This window comes from Streptomyces sp. NPDC057900 (assembly GCF_042887885.1).
In the GTDB taxonomy this organism is placed as follows: Bacteria; Actinomycetota; Actinomycetes; order Streptomycetales; family Streptomycetaceae; genus Streptomyces.
Map to the genome: position 1 here is coordinate 21,450 of NZ_JBHVOI010000022.1, position 16,978 is coordinate 38,427.

Here is a 16,978-nt window from a genome sequence, read left to right on the forward strand (position 1 = left end):
GGATGGCCGCGGGTGATCTCGTCACCCTCCCCGGACACGTCGAGTACGACGGACTGCTGCTCGGCCCGTTCACCCCCTACGGGTGGAAGTCCGTCACCGGGTGGGAGGACTCCCCGGGCACCGACTCGGGCACGGTCAACCGGGCCGCAGCGCACGGCGCCTATCCCGGGCGCCTGCTCGCGCAGCCCCGGACGATCACCCTCGACGGGGTCGTGATCCGTACCGAGCCCCGCCAAATGGGCGCGACAGTACGGCGGTTGTCCTCGGCGACGGCGTTGCGCGACGACGAGGTGCCGCTCGTGATCCGCCTCGACGACTCGCCGCCGCTGCTGTGCTTCGCCCGCTGTATCCGCCGTGCGATCCCGGTCGCCGCCGGCGGGTACGCGGTCGGCGTCGTACAGGGGGCGGCGCTCCAGTTCGAAGCGAGCGACCCTCGCCGGTACGAGCTCGTCGAGCAGCAGGTCGAGACACGCCTGCCCATGGCCGAACCGGGCCTCGACTGGCACCTCGACCCGGGCCCCGAGTCGCTGACCTACCCGCTCGACTTCGGCGAGCCGGGCAGCACCGGCACGGTCACCGCGACCAACGACGGCGACGCCGCCGCGCACCCCCTCGTGCGCTTCCGCGGCCCCGTGGCCCTGCCCTCGGTCACCAACATCACGACCGGCGCCGTTCTTGAGTACGACATCACCCTCGCCGCCGACGACGAGCTGCTCGTCGACACGGACAACGGAACCGTGACGCTCAACCGCACCGCGAGTCGCCTCTACACCGCGACCGCCCGCTCGGTCCCCGAGAACACATTCACGCTCGCCCCCGGCTCGGCCTCGCTGACGTTCCGCGCGGCCCCGGGATCGAACGACCCCGGCGCCGCCTGCTCGCTCCGGTGGCGCTCCGCCTACTGGTAAGGAGGAACCCCCGACGTGACCGTGCGCGCCGGTTGGCTGCTGCCCACCGGGCAGACCCGCGAAGACACCCGCCTCGTGCCGCTCGGCACCATGGCACCCGAAACCGCCATGACGTCCCGCGACGGCGTGATCGCCGGCGGCGACGCGCTCGCCGCAACGGGCGCCGGAACCATGCAGGTACAGATCAGTACCGGCCGCGCCCTCGTGCAGGGCACAGCCGCGCAGGGCGCCTATCCGGTCGCGGTGACGAGCCCCGAGACCCTCACCATCACCGACGGGAACGCTCAGTACACGCGAATCGACTCGGTCGTGCTCAAGGTCTACGACGGCTTGTACGACGTCGAGGAGCGCACCGCGGTCGCCGTCGAAATCGTCCAGGGTCCGGCACAGGCCACCCCCGCCCCGCCGAACCTTCCCCCGGCAACGCTCCGCCTGTGGGACATCACCGTTCCCGCGGGCGCCTCGGCTGGTACGGGTGGCATCACGTGGTCGAGCGCGCTTGCCGACCGCCGCCGGTACACCGCCTCGTACGGCGGCATCATCCCCCGCGGGTGGGGACTGTCGTTCGCGGGCGCCTACCCGGGCCAGTACCGCGACAACGGCGCCGGCCTTGACCGCTGGGACGGCGCCGGATGGCAGCCCCTCGAACCGTCCGTCGACTGGACGGCCGTAAGCCTGGCGAGCGGCTACACGAACAACGGAAACGCTCAGGGGAACGTCAGGTACCGGAAGATCACCATTGCCGGGGTGCCGCACATGCAGTGGCGCGGCGGCGTCTCCTGGACGACGAGCGGCACCCCGCCCAACAGTGCCTACCCGCTGACCGCAGCCGTTCCCGCGGCGTTCCGTCCCGCCCGCCTCGTCTCGGTCCCGATCGCCGCCGGCGGCGTCGACATCAAGGCCGACTTTCAGACCGGCGGACTGCTGCGCCTGATCGCCTCCGCCGGACTCACGACATGGGCCTCGCTCACCGGAGTGCAGTACCCGCTCGACGCATGACCGCAGGGGGTGAACCGTGCCCGCCCCCATGTACCGCGCGCTTCTGTGCGACCTGCGATCCGATCAAGTCCTCGACGCGCTGCCGCTTACCGACGTGAGCCTCGACGACTACATCGGCAAGACCGGCTCGGCCAACGTGACCGTGCCGCTCCCGAATCGGCAGCTCGCGCAGCGGGCGCGCGCCGCGGTCGAACCGGGCCGTACGGCTCTGTGGATCGAGCGAGGCCCCGAAATCTGGTGGGGCGGCGTCGTCTGGACGGCGAACATCACGAGCAACGAGCGAGGGTTCCTGGGTCTCCAGATCGGGGCCGGCGGTTGGGCGAGCTACCTCGATCACCGAGTCGTATTCGCCACCCAACAGGCAACCGGAGTTGATCAGTTCGACATCGCCCGGGGCCTGCTCACTTACGCACAGGCTGTGGACGGCGGCGACATCGGAATCGAGTTCGGCACGGAAGTGTCGGGCATCGTGCGCGACCGGACGTACCGCCGATACGACCAGCCGCGGATACGCGAGCTGCTCGACGAGCTCGGCGCCGTCGAGGACGGTTTCGAGTGGCGGATCATGAGCTTCCGCGATCCGGGGAGCGGTCGGCGCATCAAACGGTTGCAGCTCGGTTCACCGGTCATCCGGGCCGGTACGACCGAGATCGTGCTCGACCGCCCCGGGCCGGTCATGTCCTACGGGTGGCCGATCGACGCCACCGTGCAGGCGAACGCGTGGCAGACGCGCGGCGCCACGGACAACCGGAACCAGACTGCCGAGTCGCTGCCCCTGATGTCCGAGGTACTCGTCGAGTCCGCCGACATCGCCGCCGGATGGCCGCGCCTCGACGGCACGGCCGATTACTCGACCGTGAGCGAGCAGGCCACCCTCGACGCGCACGCGCGCGCAGACCTCGCCGCCGCTCGTCGCCCGCGCACCATTCCCGAGATCACAGTCGCCCTCGACCGCGTCCAGCTCTCGCCCGCGCTGCTCGGCGCGGACATCAGGGTTCGTATCCGCGACGACTGGTTCGCCGAGGGCCTCGACGAGCGGTACCGCGTCGTGGGGCTCGCGATCTCCCCGCCCCTGCGCGGCCAACCCGAGACCGCGAAACTCTTCCTGGAGGGCGCCTAGTGGCCGCCGTACCCCTCGACCTGCTCGACCGGATTCGCGCCCTGGAGCGCGAGGTTCGGACCATCATCGGCCGTGCCAGCATCCGGCCGGCCCTCGACGAGATCAACGCCGGACGCGTCCAGATCGGCGAGGGCGGATCACTGGAAGTGCGCGCCCCGGACGGGACCGGAATTTTCGGCGTCGGCAAGCTGTGGGACGGCACTTACGGGGTGGTTGTCCAGCGCTCCGACGGGACGCTCGCGTTCAACGTCGGTGGCAGCGGCGAGGGCTCCAACATGGTCCGCCTGTTCTCCCGAGCAGGCGACGCGCTCGTGATGGATGACTACTACTCCCGCGAGTTCCTCGGCCGCCCCTGGATGCCGATTTCCCTGTTCCCCACCATGCAGCAGGGCACGACGCTGACCACCTACCAAGCCGCGTGGGTCGGTGGCGGACCCGCGCACAACGCCGTCGCCTACCTGAATCTGTCGACCATCGCCGGTACCGGGGGCGGACAGGTCCGTATCCGCATGACCCCGCCGCGCGGCGCCGAGGTCGAGGTCGCCGAGTACGACATCCCCGCGAACACGTGGACCAACAAGACGATCGTTCAGCCACTGCACAACGTCGGCTTCCTCGAAGCGGTGCACTGGATCATCGAGCACCGGGCCAAGACCAACGGCAGCCCGGTTGAGACTCGGATTTTCCGTGCCTACACCCGGAACACCCAAGTCGAGGGCGAGAACCCCGACCCGCCGCCGGCTCCTGCCGCGGCCGAGGCGACGCCGTTCGCCAGTCCGACCGCGCCGCCATTCCCGAGCGACGTAAAACCCGAGGCCGACGAGCCGGGGCTGCACACCATCACAGACTGAGGAGGTAGCCCCCTGCTGCCCGAGAACATCCCCGCAGTGACCTTGCGCGGTCGGTTCCTCGACCCGTCCGGGCGCCCCCTGTCGGGCAACGTCACCTTCCGCGCACCCTCACAACTCGTCTTCCCCGAGTCCGACGTGATCCTCGGCGGCCCGGTCGTCGCTCCGCTCGACGCGCAGGGACAGATCGAGGTCACGCTGCCCGCAACCGACGCACCCAACATGGACCCGTCCGGCTGGGCGTACATCGTTGCCGAGCAGCTTTCCGGCATCCCTGCCGGCCGTACGTACAACATCGTCCTACCGAAGTTGCACCCTCTCGTCGACCTCGCCGACATCGCGCCGACGGACCCCTCGAAACCCAACTATGTGGGAGTCAAGGGCGACTCGGCGTACGAGGTCGCCGTCGCCGAGGGGTACACCGGCACCCCTGTGCAGTGGCTCGCAAGCCTCGTCGGCCCGCGTGGAGCTACCGGCGCCACGGGCGCGACCGGGGCCACGGGCGCAACCGGCGCACCCGGCGCCCGCGGCGACCAGGGCGCCCCCGGTAAGGACGGCGCCCCGGGCGTCGTGCAGTCCGTTAACGGCAAGAGCGCAGCGGCAATCGTCCTCGCCGCGGCGGACGTCGGCGCGATTCCGAACAGCGCCGCCGGTACCGCGGGAGGAGTCGCCACACTCGGAACCGACGGGAAGGTGCCTGCCGGGCAGCTTCCGGCCGGCGGAGGTGGCGGCGCCGTCGCCTCGGTCAACGGGAAGACCGGCGCGGTAGTGCTCGCCGCGGCCGACGTCGGGGCGCTTCCCGACTCCGGTTTCGTCGGGGGCGGGAACCTGACTCTCGACGCGGCGACCCTCGACTACCGCGGCTTGTCGTTCACCACGGCTGGTGTGAACAGGTGGGTTTACCAAGTCGACAACGCGGCTGAGGCCGGCGGCGACGCCGGTTCGAACTTCGAGCTCACCAACTGGAGCGACACCGGGGCGTGGAAATCAGCGGTCCTGTACGGGCAGCGCGCGACCGGAAACCTCGGCATCGGCACCAATGCCCTTTCACCGGGCGCCAAGCTGTCCGTTGCGGGGGCGACCGCGCTCAAGAACACGCCCCCGCCCGCGGCCGACGCCGGCGCCGCGCTCGCCTACAGCGAGGGCGGCGTCTTCAAGGTCGTGCAGGGGGACGGTACCCGCGTGACCCTTGCACCGGCCGAGGCAGCCGGTACCGCGGTCCTGCTCACCGGAACGCAGACGATCGCGGGCGCCAAGACGTTCAGCAGCGTGCCCTCGTCGAGCGCGGCCCCGACCGCCGACAACCACCTCGCCCGCAAGAGCTACGTTGACGCGCTCGGCGGGGGCGAGTGGCGTCCGGCCGATCTCGGACTGCTCGCGTGGGCATTCGATCCCGCCCTCGGGCACTCGGCCCCGCTCTACCCCGGGTCGGGACCGATCCGCGTAACCGCCGTCCAGCTCCGGGCCCCGGTTTCCGTGACAAAGATCGTGTGGCACTTCGGCGGATACGCCGGCGGACTCGCAACGGGATCATGGGCCGCGCTCTACGGCTCGACCGGTACACGCGTGGCACAGACCGCCGATCTGTCGACCGCCGCCGCCGAGCCTGCCGAGGTCCACAACGCCGGCGGTGCGACCGTCTCGGTTCCGCTGACTGCCGCTTACGCCGCCCCCGCGGGCCTGTACTTCATCGCGTGGCGATTCCAGTACAACACCACCGCCGGCGACGGCCCGATGATGCTCGTCGCCGAGTCGAGTTTCGGTTCCCCGCCCAACGTGTTCGGCCTCAACAACGCCCGTCGGTTCGGCTCGTACGCGACCGGCGCCGCGACTGCCCCGGCCTCGATCGCCCTCGCCTCGATGGAGAACGGCAGTAACCGTTTCTGGGCCGCGCTCGCGTAGTCCGCCGCCCGCTCAATCTCTCGCCCCGTGCCTCTGGCCGGGGCTTTCTTCATGTCTGGAGACACCTTGGCAACCCCATTCAGCCCCGATCGCCTCGTCGCGATCCTCCGGGCCGAAGGCGTGCGCGTCGTCGAGCACGGCTCGTGGCGCACGCACAACCGCAACCACAAGGGCAGCTTTGGCCCGATCCACGGCGTGATGATCCACCACACCGTGAGCTCGGGCACCGACTCGTCAGTGCGGCTCTGCTACGACGGTTACGCCGCACTGCCCGGCCCGCTCTGTCACGGCGTGATCGCGAAGGATGGCACGGTCTACCTGATCTCGGCCGGCCGCGCGAACCATGCCGGGGGCGGCGACCCCCGCGTGCTCTCCGCAGTCACTGCCGAGCGGCCCCTGCCTGCCACGAACAAGCACGAGGGATCACCGGGCGCCGTCGACGGAAACTCGGCGTTCTACGGGTTCGAGTGCGTGAACCTCGGCGACGGTTCCGACCCGTGGCCGAGCGCGCAGCTCGACGCGATCGAGCGTGTCTCGGCGGCGATCTGCCGCGCGTACGGCTGGTCGGCTGCGTCCACCATCGGCCACAAGGAATGGAGCGACTGGAAGAGCGACCCGCGCGGCTTCTCCATGACCGACATGCGCGCCCGGATCGCGCGCCGCCTCGGCGCCAAGCCCGACAAGCCGACCCCAAGCCCCGCCCCGCGGTACGAGCCGTTCCCGGGCGTCGCGTGGTTCAAGAAGAACCCCCGCTCGGCAATCGTCACGGCCATGGGGCGCCGCCTGGTCGCCGTTGGCTGCGGCGCCTACCGCGAGGGCCCCGGCCCCCAGTGGACCGAGTCGGACCGGCAGAGCTATGCCCGATGGCAGCGCCGCCTCGGCTACCGGGGCGACGACGCCGACGGGTGGCCGGGCGCCGCCTCGTGGGCCGCGCTCAAGGTCCCCAAGGTCTGACGTCACCGCCCGCCCCCGCGGGGGCGGGCGCGCTCAACTCCCCTACTCACAAAGAGGAATCGCCCATGACTGACGCTGCCCGCCGGACCGTCCGCACCGTTGTGCAGACCGTGCTCGGCCTCGCCGCTGGACTCCCCCTGATCATCGACGCCGCCGGTATCCCGCAGACCGCGGCCGGCGTAGGTGTCGCCCTCGCCGTCGCCGGCGGACTCACACGCGTGATGGCGCTGCCCGTCGTCGAGGGCCTGCTGCCCTCTTGGCTGCGCGCCGAGCCGAACACCGACGACGAGCTGCGCGCCCTGTACCGGAAGGATGACCGGACCGAGTGACCGCTGCGACGACCGGCGTCGACACCGTCGACGCCCTTGTGCTCTGGTGCGGCGCCGCCGTCGCGATCTCGGCCGCTCTCGCCCTCGTGTGGCGGGCGACCCGGTCGTTCCGCCGGATCGGCGGGAAGGTCGAGGACTTCGTCGACGACTGGCAGGGAACCGGCGCACGCCCGGGTGTTCCCGGCCGCCCCGGCGTCATGAGCCGACTCGGCGCGATCGAGGAGCGTCTCGCCCGCGTCGAGCACGAGCTGCACCCCAACAGCGGCTCATCCCTGCGCGACGCCGTCGACCGTGTCGACGAGCGCACCCGCCAACTCACCGACGACGCCCCCTGACGCACTGCGCCCCCGCTACCGGCCTTGTGCCGGTGGCGGGGGCGCCTTTGTCGTTGGGGGCACGCGAGGGTGCCCTCGACGAGGGGAGTCGTCGAGGGCACCCTCGGGGCTTCACCGGACGGGGGACCTATGCGGCCACCGGTTCGGGATGCGCCCCTGGTCCGCACTCCGCCCCCACGTTGGGAGACGACAAAGAGCGGATGCGGTCGCGTAAGGTCGCGCGATCATCGCGTGCATGGCGACGGCGTCCCTGTTCGGTGCGGATCGTGACCGTCACGGGGTCACGCCAGCAGTAGCAGCGGTACGAGTAGCCCTCTCGGTCGAGGGGCAGGGCCGTTTCCGCGCGGTGCGGGCTCGGCAGCAGTGCCCACATAACGAGTAGGGCGAGCATGACCACCGACACGCAGATGATCACGAACCCGAGGGCAGCGCGGTCTGTTCCGTCCATCACTCAGCCACCTCCGCGAGCAGCGCCGGATCGTAGATTTTCAAGCCGAGATGTTCGGCAAGGTCGAAGGCGAGCCGTCGGGCGCGCGGCTCGGACAGTTCCTCGAACCCCGACGCCCCGCGGAAGTGCAGGCGCACGCCGTGCCCGTGCCCGTGCCCGACGTAGACAGGGGCCTCGTCGGTCGTCTGGGCGCCCGTCATGCGGCTGCCCCGTACTGCTCCGACTCGTCGAGAACGAACCACACACGCTTGCGGGCAGCCCCGGATTCGGCCGGCCATGTGACGCCCCACTGTGACGTGAGGCGTTGCACGAGCAGCAGTCCGCGCCCGCGCTCGTCGTCGCTGTAGTCGTCGTGCCGAGCGGGTGTCGGGCGTTGCATCCACGCCTCATCCCAAACCGACACGTTGACGCATCCGGCCTGCATGTGAACATCGAGGTAGACGAGGGTCGTTCGGGTATGGAGGTGCACGTTCGTGATTACTTCGCTCACGCAGAGTCGTGCGGCCTCAACGAGCAAGGGGTGACCAGTCGCGATGAGAAGCGCCGCGACAAGATCCCGCATGATCTTGGGTGCTAGAGCCGAGTTCGGCACTACGAATCGGGTTGCTAACTTCCTGGCTGGCATTTCTGACGTGCTCATGTCTATGTCTCCCAACGTGACCTGAGCGCCGCTCCTGCACTGCCGTCCGTGGCGTGGCCATCCCCCGGGGCGCCATCAAGTGGCGCGCGAATGACTGCACTTCGGGTCTTCCCGGCGTGCTGCGCGGTGCTGTCAGGACCATAGGGGGCATGTATGCCCCGGGGCAAGGGTGCCCGCAGGTCTAGGCTCAGCGGGTGGACCCATGACGCCGTTACCGGCAAACTCAAGGGAGACAAGGGGAAGGGACACATGCCGCCGAGGGACAACCCGACCGCACGGCAGGCTCGATTGGGCGCGGAGCTGCGGAAACTGCGCGAACGCGCGGGGAAGACTGCGCGCGAATCGGCCGGCCTGCTGTCCACAGACCAAGCCAAGATCAGCCACATGGAAGCGGGGCGCATCGGCGTAAGCGAAGAACGCATTCGCCGACTGGCTACCTTCTACAACTGCGACGACGAACCCCTGATCGCGGCCCTGTGCGACATCGCCGCGGAGCACCGCGGGCAGCACTGGTTTGACGACTATCGGGGCATCCTTGCCCCGGGGTTCCTCGACATTGCCGAGCTAGAGCTGCACGCAACCGCACTTCGCTCGATGCAGTCGGTCACGCTGCCCGGCCTGTTCCAGACCGAGAACTACGCACGCGCCCTGTTCGAGGGGGTCATGCCCAAGCTCCCGCCGGACGAGGTCGAGGCCCGAGTCGAGCACCGCCGCAAGCGCATTGGCATCTTTGAGCGCGACACCCCTCCCCAGTTCGAGGCCATCATTCACGAGGCAGCACTGCGGATGCGGTTCGGCGGGCGCAAGGTCGCCCGGGAACAGCTCGAATACCTGATGGAAGTTTCCCATCTGGCACCCGTTACCGTGCGAGTCATCCCGTTCACAAGCGAGGACTTCATCGAGGTAACACAACCAGTTCTGTATGCGCATGGTGTAGTGCCGCAACTCGACACCGTGCAGATTGACGCAGCTTTCGGCGGACGCTTCCTCGACGCAGAGGCCGATCTCAAGAAATACAGAACGCTGCTCGAAATTGCCGAGCACGCATCCCTCGACCCGGACGAGTCGCGGCAGCTTATCCACCACATCGCACGAGAAATGTGAGAACCAAGGGCATGAGCTCATCGCCTATCAACTGGCAGAAGTCATCGTTTTCCGGGGGCGGAGGCGAGAACTGCGTCGAGGTCGGACTCGGCGACGCAGACGCGATCGTGATGCGTGAGAGCGACGACCCCAACAGCGTGATCACTACGTCGCGCGAGAAGCTGGCCGCCTTCATCCTGGGGGTGAAGGCCGGCGAGTTCGACCACTTCGTCAACTGAACGACCGCGCCGCACTCCCGGTGCGACGCAAGTGTGCCCCCCGCCTGACCTGGGCGGGGGGTTTTTGCATATGCCATCTCGCATGTATGCCCCGGGGCACCCTTGCCCGTTGCCGTAGCGTGGCGCTACGGTCGCACCCTGTTGCAGATGTGGGCTGATTCCCGGCAGGACCGTGCCCGTACCTGCTACATCCCCCCTGGGCCATAGGGCCGTTGGGAGGACCCCCGAGGGTTGCCCCTTGCCTGCTGCTCGTCACACAACGGTCGGCAAGGGGCAACCATGCCGCCATCTCAGGAGGGCCTCACATGGTTACACCGCGCCCCTCACGTAGCACGCACGGGGCAACCTTGCCCGAGCAGGCGGACGTTACTCCTGGCGTGGTCGAGCGCGGATTCTGGTTCGAGGCCCTATCGGTTGAGCTTGGCCGCGGCGTGCTCCCGCAGCCTCGCGAGCTACGAATGCACGAAAGCGCTCAAGCAGCAGTGCGGGCTATCCGCATTCAGGTTCGCACCCTGCATGTGGCGAGCATCAATCCGGCTGAAATCTTTCGTTCCCTTGAGTGGGCAGATCGAGGCTGCATTCAGGCGATTGCCGCGCTTCATCGTGGTGAAGCGTGCGGCTTTACTCTCATCACTCAATCCGGAGTGAACCTTGAATGGTCCGTACGGCCGGTGAATTACCTCTCGCTCATAGGCGCTGCCTGCGCTCATATCCCCCCACTGCCTTCCCCCCGAGCGGAATTGAACGCATGAGCGCCACCATGAACACCGAACATCCCGGTTGGCACGAGACAACCGAGGGCGGCGCAGTGCGCGCCGTCGAGTACGCCGGCACCCTTTGGTCGGCGCACTGGACCGACGAGTCACTCGTGCTGCGCCCGGTGAATTCGACCGACGCCAAAGCGCCGCCCGTGGCCTACGCGTCGGCGATCAACCTTCCCTCACACCCGGAAGTACAGCCACTCGTCGACGAGTTGGCGCGACTCGGCACGGTCCAGCGGCTCACGAATCCGTCACTCTGGGATGCCGTGGCAACCGCGCTGCTGCGTCAGGTGGTGCGCGCGGGACAGGATAGGCAGGTGTACCGGTCGTTCTGCTCCGCGTACGGACAGACCGTAGACACCGCCCTCGGCCCCCTCTCCGTGATCCCCCGACCCGACACCGTGCTCGCACTGTCCGACGGAGCGTTCGGGGCGGTCGGCGCTGCGTTCAGCCGCGACGCGCTGCGCCATGCTGCCGAGGCGTACCTCGACCGCGGCGACGCATGGCGGGACCTCGACGCCGACAGCCTCGTGCAAGAGCTTGCCCGCGTCCGCAGCGTCGGGCCATGGACGGCAGCAGCAGCCGCCGCCGACTTCACCGGCGATCATGCGGTCTACCCGCACGGCGACCTCGCCGTGCGCACATGGGCACGCAAGGCCGCCCCATCGCTACAACTGCCAAGTTCTGACCGCGAGTTGGCCGAGCTTTGGCGCTGCTGCGCGGCCGATCGAGTCGCGCTACACACCCTGACCGTATTCACGCTGACATGGGGGAATCATGCTCGCGCCAAGTCTCACGCACGATCTGATCGTTAGCCCGTTTCTCGACAAGTACCTCGTCTTACGCCCCGGTGACCCGAGCGGCGTGAAGATCCAGGGACATCACTACTTGGAGCTTCGGCAGCGCGCGTCAACGGATGCTCCCCTTCCCACGTGGATGCGCAGCGCAGCTCGTCGGCGCTGGGGGATGGAGCTCGGCGACCGGGCGACAGGCGAGGCGATCCTGATACGGGAGCCGTCGCCGTACGGCCACGGTCGCGCCTCGTACGAGGTCAACAACGGGTGCAACTGGGCGTGCGATCACTGCGTTTACGGAGCCAAGCGGCACGAGGGCCTCGCATGGCCGGCGCGCGCCCGACTCCTTCACACCCTCCGCGACGCCGGCGTTCTCTGGATTGAGCTCGGGGGCGGCGAGGCGACCATCGACCCCCACTTTCCCGAGACGTACGCGCTCGCCTACGACCTCGGCATGATGGTGGAGATCCTCACCAACGGGTCGACGCTCTACCGCCCGCACATGCTCGACCTGCTCACCTCCCGTCGGCCGTACCGGGTAACCCTCAGCGTCTACGGGGCGACCGAGGAGACGTTCGACCGGTTCACGAACCGGCGCGGAGCGTTCAAGAAGTTCATGCGCGGACTCGCCGCAGCGCGCGAGGCCGAGCTGCCCCTGTCTCTGAGCGTGGTCATTACCGAGAGGAACGCGCACGAGGCGCCCGCAATGCGCGCCCTGGCCGAGCAGTTCGCGACGCGTGTCCGCGAGTACACGCACATGTCGCCGACGTTCAACGGCGACGCCGAGCCCCTCGCGCAGCAGGCGCCCGAGTACCTGCACAACCGCACTCCCTTCACCGGATGCGACGCCGGCCACACGTCCTTGAACGTGAACCCCTTCGGTCTGGCGACCGTCTGCAAAGTCTCCCGCGACCATCCGATTCCACTCCTGAAAGAGGGGGTCGCGGGTCTTGCCCGGCTCGGGGACATCTCCGACCGAGCGCTACAGCGTCACAGCGGGTGCAGCGGGTGCAGCCTCCAAAAGGCGTGCACCACCTGTATGCCGCTCGTGACGCTCTACCGCAAGGCCGGCTCATCCCTGGACCGGTACTGCCAGCACGCATGAGAAGGAGAACGCCATGGCAACGCCCGTAGTGACCGCGCCCGCCCCCGTCGCGACCGCGCCCGCCCCTGTCGCGAGCAAGCTCGTGCCCGTCAACATCACCACCGGCCCCGCGGTCGTCGACGAGATCGAGCTCGTCGACGACCTCGACAGCCTCGCCGGCAACGAGGTGATGCGCGGCTGCGGCAACGACAACCCGTACTAGGCCGGCCCGCGCATGTGACACGGAGACCGCCCGCCCCCGCGCGGGCGGTCTCGCCCATCGCCGAGCCCTACACTCCCGCCGTGGTGACCATGAGAATGCATTGGGAAGACCTTCCGCCCGCCACCCGCGACGCCGTCGCCGCCCGCACGGGCCCTATCTACGCGACCACCAGTACCGACAAGGGGATGAACAGCGAGCTCGCTGCCACCCTCGACACGGGCGCCCGCCGCATCTTCGTCAAGGGGCTGCGCCTGGACCACCCTCGCGTGTGGACACAGCAGCGCGAGGCCACGATCAACCCGTACGTGGCACCCCTCGCCCCGCGGCTGCTGTGGTCCATCACGGATGACGAGTGGCACCTGCTCGGGTTCGAGCACCTCGACGGCCGCCCCGCCGACTACGCCCCGGGCTCCGACGATCTGCCCCTCGTCGCCGAGGCGATCATCACGCTTGCCGGCGTCCGTGCCCCTGCCGACGTCGAGCTGAAACAGATCGAGCAGCGGTTCGCCGACTACGTCGACAACCCCGACGACGCCGCACTGCTGCGCGGCGACACGGTCCTGCACACCGACTGGACACCCGACAACGTCCTGATCGTCGACAACGCCGCCCGCGTCGTTGATTGGGCATGGCCGACCCGCGGCGCTGCATGGATCGATGCCGCCTGTTGGGTGGTCTGGCTCATCTCCGCCGGGCACACGCCGGACGAGGCCGAGCTCTGGGCAGCCAAGACACCGGCATGGTCCACCGCCCCGACGCGCGCCCTCGACGTGTTCGCCGCGGCGCAGCAACGGCTCTGGACTGGCATCGCTGCGGACAACCCCGAGACCGGTTGGAAACAGTCGCTCGCCGAGGCCGCGACCCGATGGGCCAAGTACCGCCGCCCCTGAACCGAGGACACACGATGCCGACCGACCCGCCGATTCACCCGTTCGAGACACTCACGACGTCGCAGGGCCTGTCCGTTCAGGTCGACGAGGCGATGACCCCGATCGTCCGCGATCTGTGGCGCCTCGGTTACTCGACGAGCGGCTGCTGCCAAGACGTAGGCGAGGCGACCGCCGGCGTGCGCGACAAGCGCGACGCCCCGCTCGGGTACGGGGGCGACGCTTTCATCGACTACCACCGTGGGTGGGCGCTGCTGAAACTGCCGATTCCCGACGCGATGCGCTTCGTTGCGATGCTGGCCGAGACGTCGGTGTTCGGCGAGCGTGTGCGCCACCGTTGGCGCCCCGGAGCCTGGCGTATGAACGTCCCGCTCGAACCCGACGGGTTCGACGACTCGGCACTGCTCCACTTCCCGGCGGAGCAGATTCCCGAACTCGCCGAGCTGCTGCACAAGCAGTAGGCCCCGCAGCACTCCGCCCGTCGGCGCCCGTGGGCCCGGCGGGCGGAGCCACGTCGGAGTTGCTACCCGGCCGCCGCGGCGGTTTGCACGTCCTGCCCGGCCGCGGCGCCGAGGTACTGGTGCAGGTGGTACCGCGACACCACATAGCCGCGCCTGCCAGGAAGAAGGGGAACGGGGTACTGGCCGCGCTTTGCGAGGCTGTACCCGGTTGTCCTGCCGATCATCAGAGCTCGGTTGGCGGTCTCCAGGGTCACAGTCACCGGGAGCGCCATTAGCTCATCGTGGGTCATTCCTTCACTCAAGGTGTACCCCCTTGTTCGTGATCGGCACGGTAGCGAACGTAGTTGACATTGTGCAACACGCATACTTCACTGTGCTGTATGCACAATCACCTCACGGCAAGCGACACCATCGCCGCGCAACTGCGCCGCCACCGCGCCCGACGCGGCATGACCCGCGAGCAGCTCGCCGCCGAGTGCGAACGCCTCGGCGCGACCGGCCTCACGTACGCCGCGATCGTCAGCATCGAAACGGGCCGACGGAAACCCGACGGGAGCCGCCGCCGCGAGGTGAGCGTCGACGAGCTGCTCGCGCTCGGCCTCGCCCTCGCCGTCCCCCCGCTGCTGCTCGCGCTCCCCCTCGGCAGCGAGCAGCAGGTGCCCACCGTCCCGGGCCGCGACCCCCGCGACCCCCACACCGTGTGGCAGTGGTGGACCGGCGAAGAGACACCAACGCTCGGCGGACCCATCGACGGCCGGTACGTACCCGAGACGCACCCCATCGGCGAGGACGGCCCGAAATGGTCCGCAGCATGGGCCGAGAGCGCCTATCCGGCCTCCCTGTACCCCGAGTTCGAACGGCGCCGTCAGGCAGTCCACAAGGCGTACCTACGGGCCGAAGCATCCGACAAGCGCAGAGGCGACAAGAAGGGCCGCACCGACGCATGGACCGACTACACGCACCGCCTCGAAGAACTCGCCTACCACATCGAAGACATGGCGCGCGCGGGCCTCCGCATCCCGCCCCTGCGACCCGACTTGATCGAGGACATGAAGGGGCTCGACATGCTGCCCGACCCCTCCATCATCGAACCGAAGGAAACTGAGTGAACGGCACGATCACCAAGCGTTGCGGCTGCCGCGACGACGAGGGAAGACAACTCAACAGCTCGTGCACCAAGCTGAGTCAGCGCAATCATGGGCTGTTCAGCCTCGTGCAGGAACTGCCCCTCCGGAAGGACGGCACCCGCCGCCGCTTCCGCCGCAGCGGCTACAAGACCAAAACCGCCGCGCAGACCGACATCGACAAGCTGCGCGCGCTGCTCAACATCGCCGACGAGCACGACGTCGAGGGGCGAGCGCGCCTCGCCGACATGCTCGAAACGGTCGGGGCGAGCAAAGACCCCATCCCCGAGTACGACGAGACTCGCCGCAAGTTCGCGACCGGCCAATCGCTCTCCCAGCACATGACCGTCGGCGAATGGCTCGAACTGTGGCTCGACGGAAAGAAGGGGCTGCGCACGAGCGGCAAGAACCGGTACGACACCGATCTGCGCGTGCACCTCATACCGCGGATCGGGCACATCCGCCTCGACCGGCTCACCGTGGCCCACCTCGACGAGATGTTCGCCGGCATCGCCGAGACGAACATCGAGATCAACGACGCGAACATTCTGCGCCGTACCGCCGTCGACGAACTCAAGCTCATTCCCTGGAAGGGACTTGAAAACCGCCGTCGCCGTAAGGCGATGAAAGAGACCATCGCCGCGATGCCGCCGTTCCGACGGGTCACCAACGTTGCGACGCAGCACCACATCAAGGCGACGCTACGCGCCGCACTGAACGTCGCCATCGCACGCGGACTGATCATCTTCAACGCCGCCGCGCACGTCGAGCTCGAAGCACACAAGCGGCCGAAAGCGCTCGTGTGGACCGAGGAGCGCATCGCCGAATGGCTGCGGACCGGCATCAAGCCGTCGCCGGTCATGGTGTGGACCCCGGAGCAGGCAGGGCAGTTCCTCGACTTCCTCGCCGACACGGGCGAGCGCCTGTACGGGCTCTTCCACCTGATCACCTTCCGGGGACTGCGCCGCGGTGAGGCGTGCGGACTGCGCCGTACCGACCGCGCCCGCGCGGCGGGGACGCTCACCGTCGCGACGCAGCTCGTACAGGACGGTTGGGAGGTCGTAGAGAACGCACCGAAGACGGACAGCGGCGAGCGCGTGATCGACCTCGACGAGTACACCGACGAGATACTCGACGACCAGGGCGCCCGCCAAGAGGCCGAGCGCCTCACGTTCGGCGAGGCGTGGGTCGACTCCGGGCGCCTGTTCACCATGCCCGGCGGATCGTTCATCCACCCGGGGTGGCTGACCGACTATTTCGAGCGGCTCGTCGAGGTCTCAGGGCTCCCCCCGATCCGGCTGCACGATCTGCGTCACGTCGCCGCTTCGCTCATGCTCGCCGCCGGCGTCGACATCAAGATCGTGTCCGAGACCCTCGGCCACAGTGAGAGCCGGATCACGCGGGACATTTACCAGTCGGTCATGCCGAAGGCTGCTCGCGACGCCGCCGAGGCGACGGCCGCCATCGTGCCGCGCCGCACGCCGCGCAGCCCCGAGCCGGAACCCGCCGCGGCCGAGGCGACCGCCGACCCGCGTATCGAGCAGGCCGCGCAGCTCGCCCTCGATCACCTCGTCGCGCAGATCCTCGCCTCTGCCAAGCAGGACGGCCGCAGCGTCGAGGAGCTCGCGCAGTTGGCGCTCGCCCGTGTGGTCGACCAGCCGGCCGAGGGGGCAGCAAATCAGGATGGCCACACACCGGCCACACACGAGGATGCGAAGATCATCGCGTTCCGCCCCCGCCGCGTCCCGGCATAAGAAAAAGCCCAGGTCACGGGCTATGTGACCTGGACTTTCACTGAGCCGCCTTCGGGATTCGAACCCGAGACCTACGCATTACGAG

Annotated in this window: 21 protein-coding genes; 17 read left to right on the forward strand and 4 right to left on the reverse strand. The window is 68.8% G+C overall.

The window, feature by feature from the left end; genetic code table 11:
* The first annotated feature begins 2 nt into the window (after positions 1 to 2).
* The 8 genes from ACFVQ0_RS36425 to ACFVQ0_RS36460 all read left to right on the forward strand — a co-directional run bounded on the left by ACFVQ0_RS36425 (position 3) and on the right by ACFVQ0_RS36460 (position 7,395).
* Positions 3 to 908, forward strand: coding sequence for a phage distal tail protein (locus tag ACFVQ0_RS36425; protein ID WP_390093485.1), 906 nt, complete (start codon positions 3 to 5; stop codon positions 906 to 908).
* 15 nt (positions 909 to 923) lie between these two features.
* Positions 924 to 1,907 (forward strand): hypothetical protein, encoded by a 984-nt coding sequence (locus ACFVQ0_RS36430; RefSeq protein WP_390093486.1) that lies wholly within the window; start codon positions 924 to 926, stop codon positions 1,905 to 1,907.
* 28 nt (positions 1,908 to 1,935) lie between these two features.
* Complete coding sequence (locus tag ACFVQ0_RS36435; RefSeq protein ID WP_390093505.1) at positions 1,936 to 3,027, forward strand: hypothetical protein; 1,092 nt, start codon at positions 1,936 to 1,938, stop codon at positions 3,025 to 3,027.
* Positions 3,027 to 3,878, forward strand: a complete 852-nt coding sequence (locus tag ACFVQ0_RS36440; RefSeq protein ID WP_390093487.1) for a hypothetical protein — start codon at positions 3,027 to 3,029, stop codon at positions 3,876 to 3,878. The genes ACFVQ0_RS36435 and ACFVQ0_RS36440 overlap by 1 nt, the downstream gene beginning before the upstream one ends.
* Positions 3,879 to 3,914: 36 nt before the next feature.
* Positions 3,915 to 5,777, forward strand: a complete 1,863-nt coding sequence (locus tag ACFVQ0_RS36445; protein WP_390093488.1) for a hypothetical protein — start codon at positions 3,915 to 3,917, stop codon at positions 5,775 to 5,777.
* A gap of 66 nt (positions 5,778 to 5,843) precedes the next feature.
* Positions 5,844 to 6,731, forward strand: coding sequence for a peptidoglycan-binding protein (locus ACFVQ0_RS36450; RefSeq protein WP_390093489.1), 888 nt, complete (start codon positions 5,844 to 5,846; stop codon positions 6,729 to 6,731).
* A gap of 65 nt (positions 6,732 to 6,796) precedes the next feature.
* Positions 6,797 to 7,060, forward strand: a complete 264-nt coding sequence (locus ACFVQ0_RS36455) for a hypothetical protein (protein ID WP_390093490.1) — start codon at positions 6,797 to 6,799, stop codon at positions 7,058 to 7,060.
* Positions 7,057 to 7,395 carry a hypothetical protein gene (locus ACFVQ0_RS36460; protein ID WP_390093491.1) on the forward strand — a complete coding sequence of 113 codons (339 nt, stop codon included), beginning with the start codon at positions 7,057 to 7,059 and terminating at the stop codon, positions 7,393 to 7,395. Before ACFVQ0_RS36455 ends, ACFVQ0_RS36460 begins: the two co-directional genes overlap by 4 nt.
* Before the next feature lie 447 nt (positions 7,396 to 7,842).
* On the opposite strand, the gene ACFVQ0_RS36465 is transcribed toward ACFVQ0_RS36460, so the two are convergent.
* Together ACFVQ0_RS36465 and ACFVQ0_RS36470 are read right to left on the reverse strand one after the other, a co-directional pair.
* Positions 7,843 to 8,043, reverse strand: coding sequence for a hypothetical protein (locus tag ACFVQ0_RS36465; protein WP_390093492.1), 201 nt, complete (start codon positions 8,041 to 8,043; stop codon positions 7,843 to 7,845).
* The gene (locus ACFVQ0_RS36470) at positions 8,040 to 8,483 is read right to left on the reverse strand and encodes an ATP-binding protein (protein ID WP_390093493.1); all 444 of its coding nucleotides are present in this window, start codon (positions 8,481 to 8,483) and stop codon (positions 8,040 to 8,042) included. Before ACFVQ0_RS36470 ends, ACFVQ0_RS36465 begins: the two co-directional genes overlap by 4 nt.
* Positions 8,484 to 8,732: 249 nt before the next feature.
* On the opposite strand from ACFVQ0_RS36470, the gene ACFVQ0_RS36475 reads away from it, so the two are divergent.
* Both ACFVQ0_RS36475 and ACFVQ0_RS36480 read left to right on the forward strand, forming a co-directional pair.
* On the forward strand, positions 8,733 to 9,587 hold the full coding sequence (locus tag ACFVQ0_RS36475) for a helix-turn-helix domain-containing protein (RefSeq protein ID WP_390093494.1): 855 nt from the start codon (positions 8,733 to 8,735) through the stop codon (positions 9,585 to 9,587).
* A gap of 11 nt (positions 9,588 to 9,598) precedes the next feature.
* Positions 9,599 to 9,805, forward strand: a complete 207-nt coding sequence (locus ACFVQ0_RS36480) for a DUF397 domain-containing protein (protein WP_390093495.1) — start codon at positions 9,599 to 9,601, stop codon at positions 9,803 to 9,805.
* A gap of 452 nt (positions 9,806 to 10,257) precedes the next feature.
* On the opposite strand, the gene ACFVQ0_RS36485 is transcribed toward ACFVQ0_RS36480, so the two are convergent.
* The gene (locus ACFVQ0_RS36485) at positions 10,258 to 10,515 is read right to left on the reverse strand and encodes a hypothetical protein (protein WP_390093496.1); all 258 of its coding nucleotides are present in this window, start codon (positions 10,513 to 10,515) and stop codon (positions 10,258 to 10,260) included.
* Positions 10,516 to 10,553: 38 nt separating this feature from the next.
* Here ACFVQ0_RS36485 and ACFVQ0_RS36490 point away from each other — a divergent pair, with 38 nt between their 5' ends.
* The 5 genes from ACFVQ0_RS36490 (at position 10,554) to ACFVQ0_RS36510 (ending at position 14,015) form a co-directional block, all read left to right on the forward strand.
* On the forward strand, positions 10,554 to 11,381 hold the full coding sequence (locus tag ACFVQ0_RS36490) for a hypothetical protein (protein WP_390093497.1): 828 nt from the start codon (positions 10,554 to 10,556) through the stop codon (positions 11,379 to 11,381).
* Positions 11,344 to 12,465: a radical SAM protein gene (locus ACFVQ0_RS36495; protein ID WP_390093498.1), complete on the forward strand. Its 1,122-nt coding sequence runs from the start codon at positions 11,344 to 11,346 to the stop codon at positions 12,463 to 12,465. The genes ACFVQ0_RS36490 and ACFVQ0_RS36495 overlap by 38 nt, the downstream gene beginning before the upstream one ends.
* A 13-nt stretch (positions 12,466 to 12,478) precedes the next feature.
* Complete coding sequence (locus ACFVQ0_RS36500) at positions 12,479 to 12,667, forward strand: hypothetical protein (protein WP_390093499.1); 189 nt, start codon at positions 12,479 to 12,481, stop codon at positions 12,665 to 12,667.
* Positions 12,668 to 12,756: 89 nt separating this feature from the next.
* Positions 12,757 to 13,557 (forward strand): aminoglycoside phosphotransferase, encoded by an 801-nt coding sequence (locus tag ACFVQ0_RS36505; RefSeq protein ID WP_390093506.1) that lies wholly within the window; start codon positions 12,757 to 12,759, stop codon positions 13,555 to 13,557.
* A 14-nt stretch (positions 13,558 to 13,571) separates the two neighbouring features.
* Positions 13,572 to 14,015 (forward strand): hypothetical protein, encoded by a 444-nt coding sequence (locus ACFVQ0_RS36510; RefSeq protein ID WP_390093500.1) that lies wholly within the window; start codon positions 13,572 to 13,574, stop codon positions 14,013 to 14,015.
* 62 nt (positions 14,016 to 14,077) lie between these two features.
* On the opposite strand, the gene ACFVQ0_RS36515 is transcribed toward ACFVQ0_RS36510, so the two are convergent.
* Positions 14,078 to 14,305, reverse strand: a complete 228-nt coding sequence (locus tag ACFVQ0_RS36515) for an integrase (RefSeq protein ID WP_390093501.1) — start codon at positions 14,303 to 14,305, stop codon at positions 14,078 to 14,080.
* 90 nt (positions 14,306 to 14,395) lie between these two features.
* Between ACFVQ0_RS36515 and ACFVQ0_RS36520 the strand changes: the two genes are divergently transcribed.
* Positions 14,396 to 15,124, forward strand: coding sequence for a helix-turn-helix transcriptional regulator (locus ACFVQ0_RS36520; protein WP_390093502.1), 729 nt, complete (start codon positions 14,396 to 14,398; stop codon positions 15,122 to 15,124).
* Positions 15,121 to 16,893 carry a tyrosine-type recombinase/integrase gene (locus ACFVQ0_RS36525; RefSeq protein WP_390093503.1) on the forward strand — a complete coding sequence of 591 codons (1,773 nt, stop codon included), beginning with the start codon at positions 15,121 to 15,123 and terminating at the stop codon, positions 16,891 to 16,893. The genes ACFVQ0_RS36520 and ACFVQ0_RS36525 overlap by 4 nt, the downstream gene beginning before the upstream one ends.
* The last annotated feature ends 85 nt before the right edge of the window (positions 16,894 to 16,978 follow it).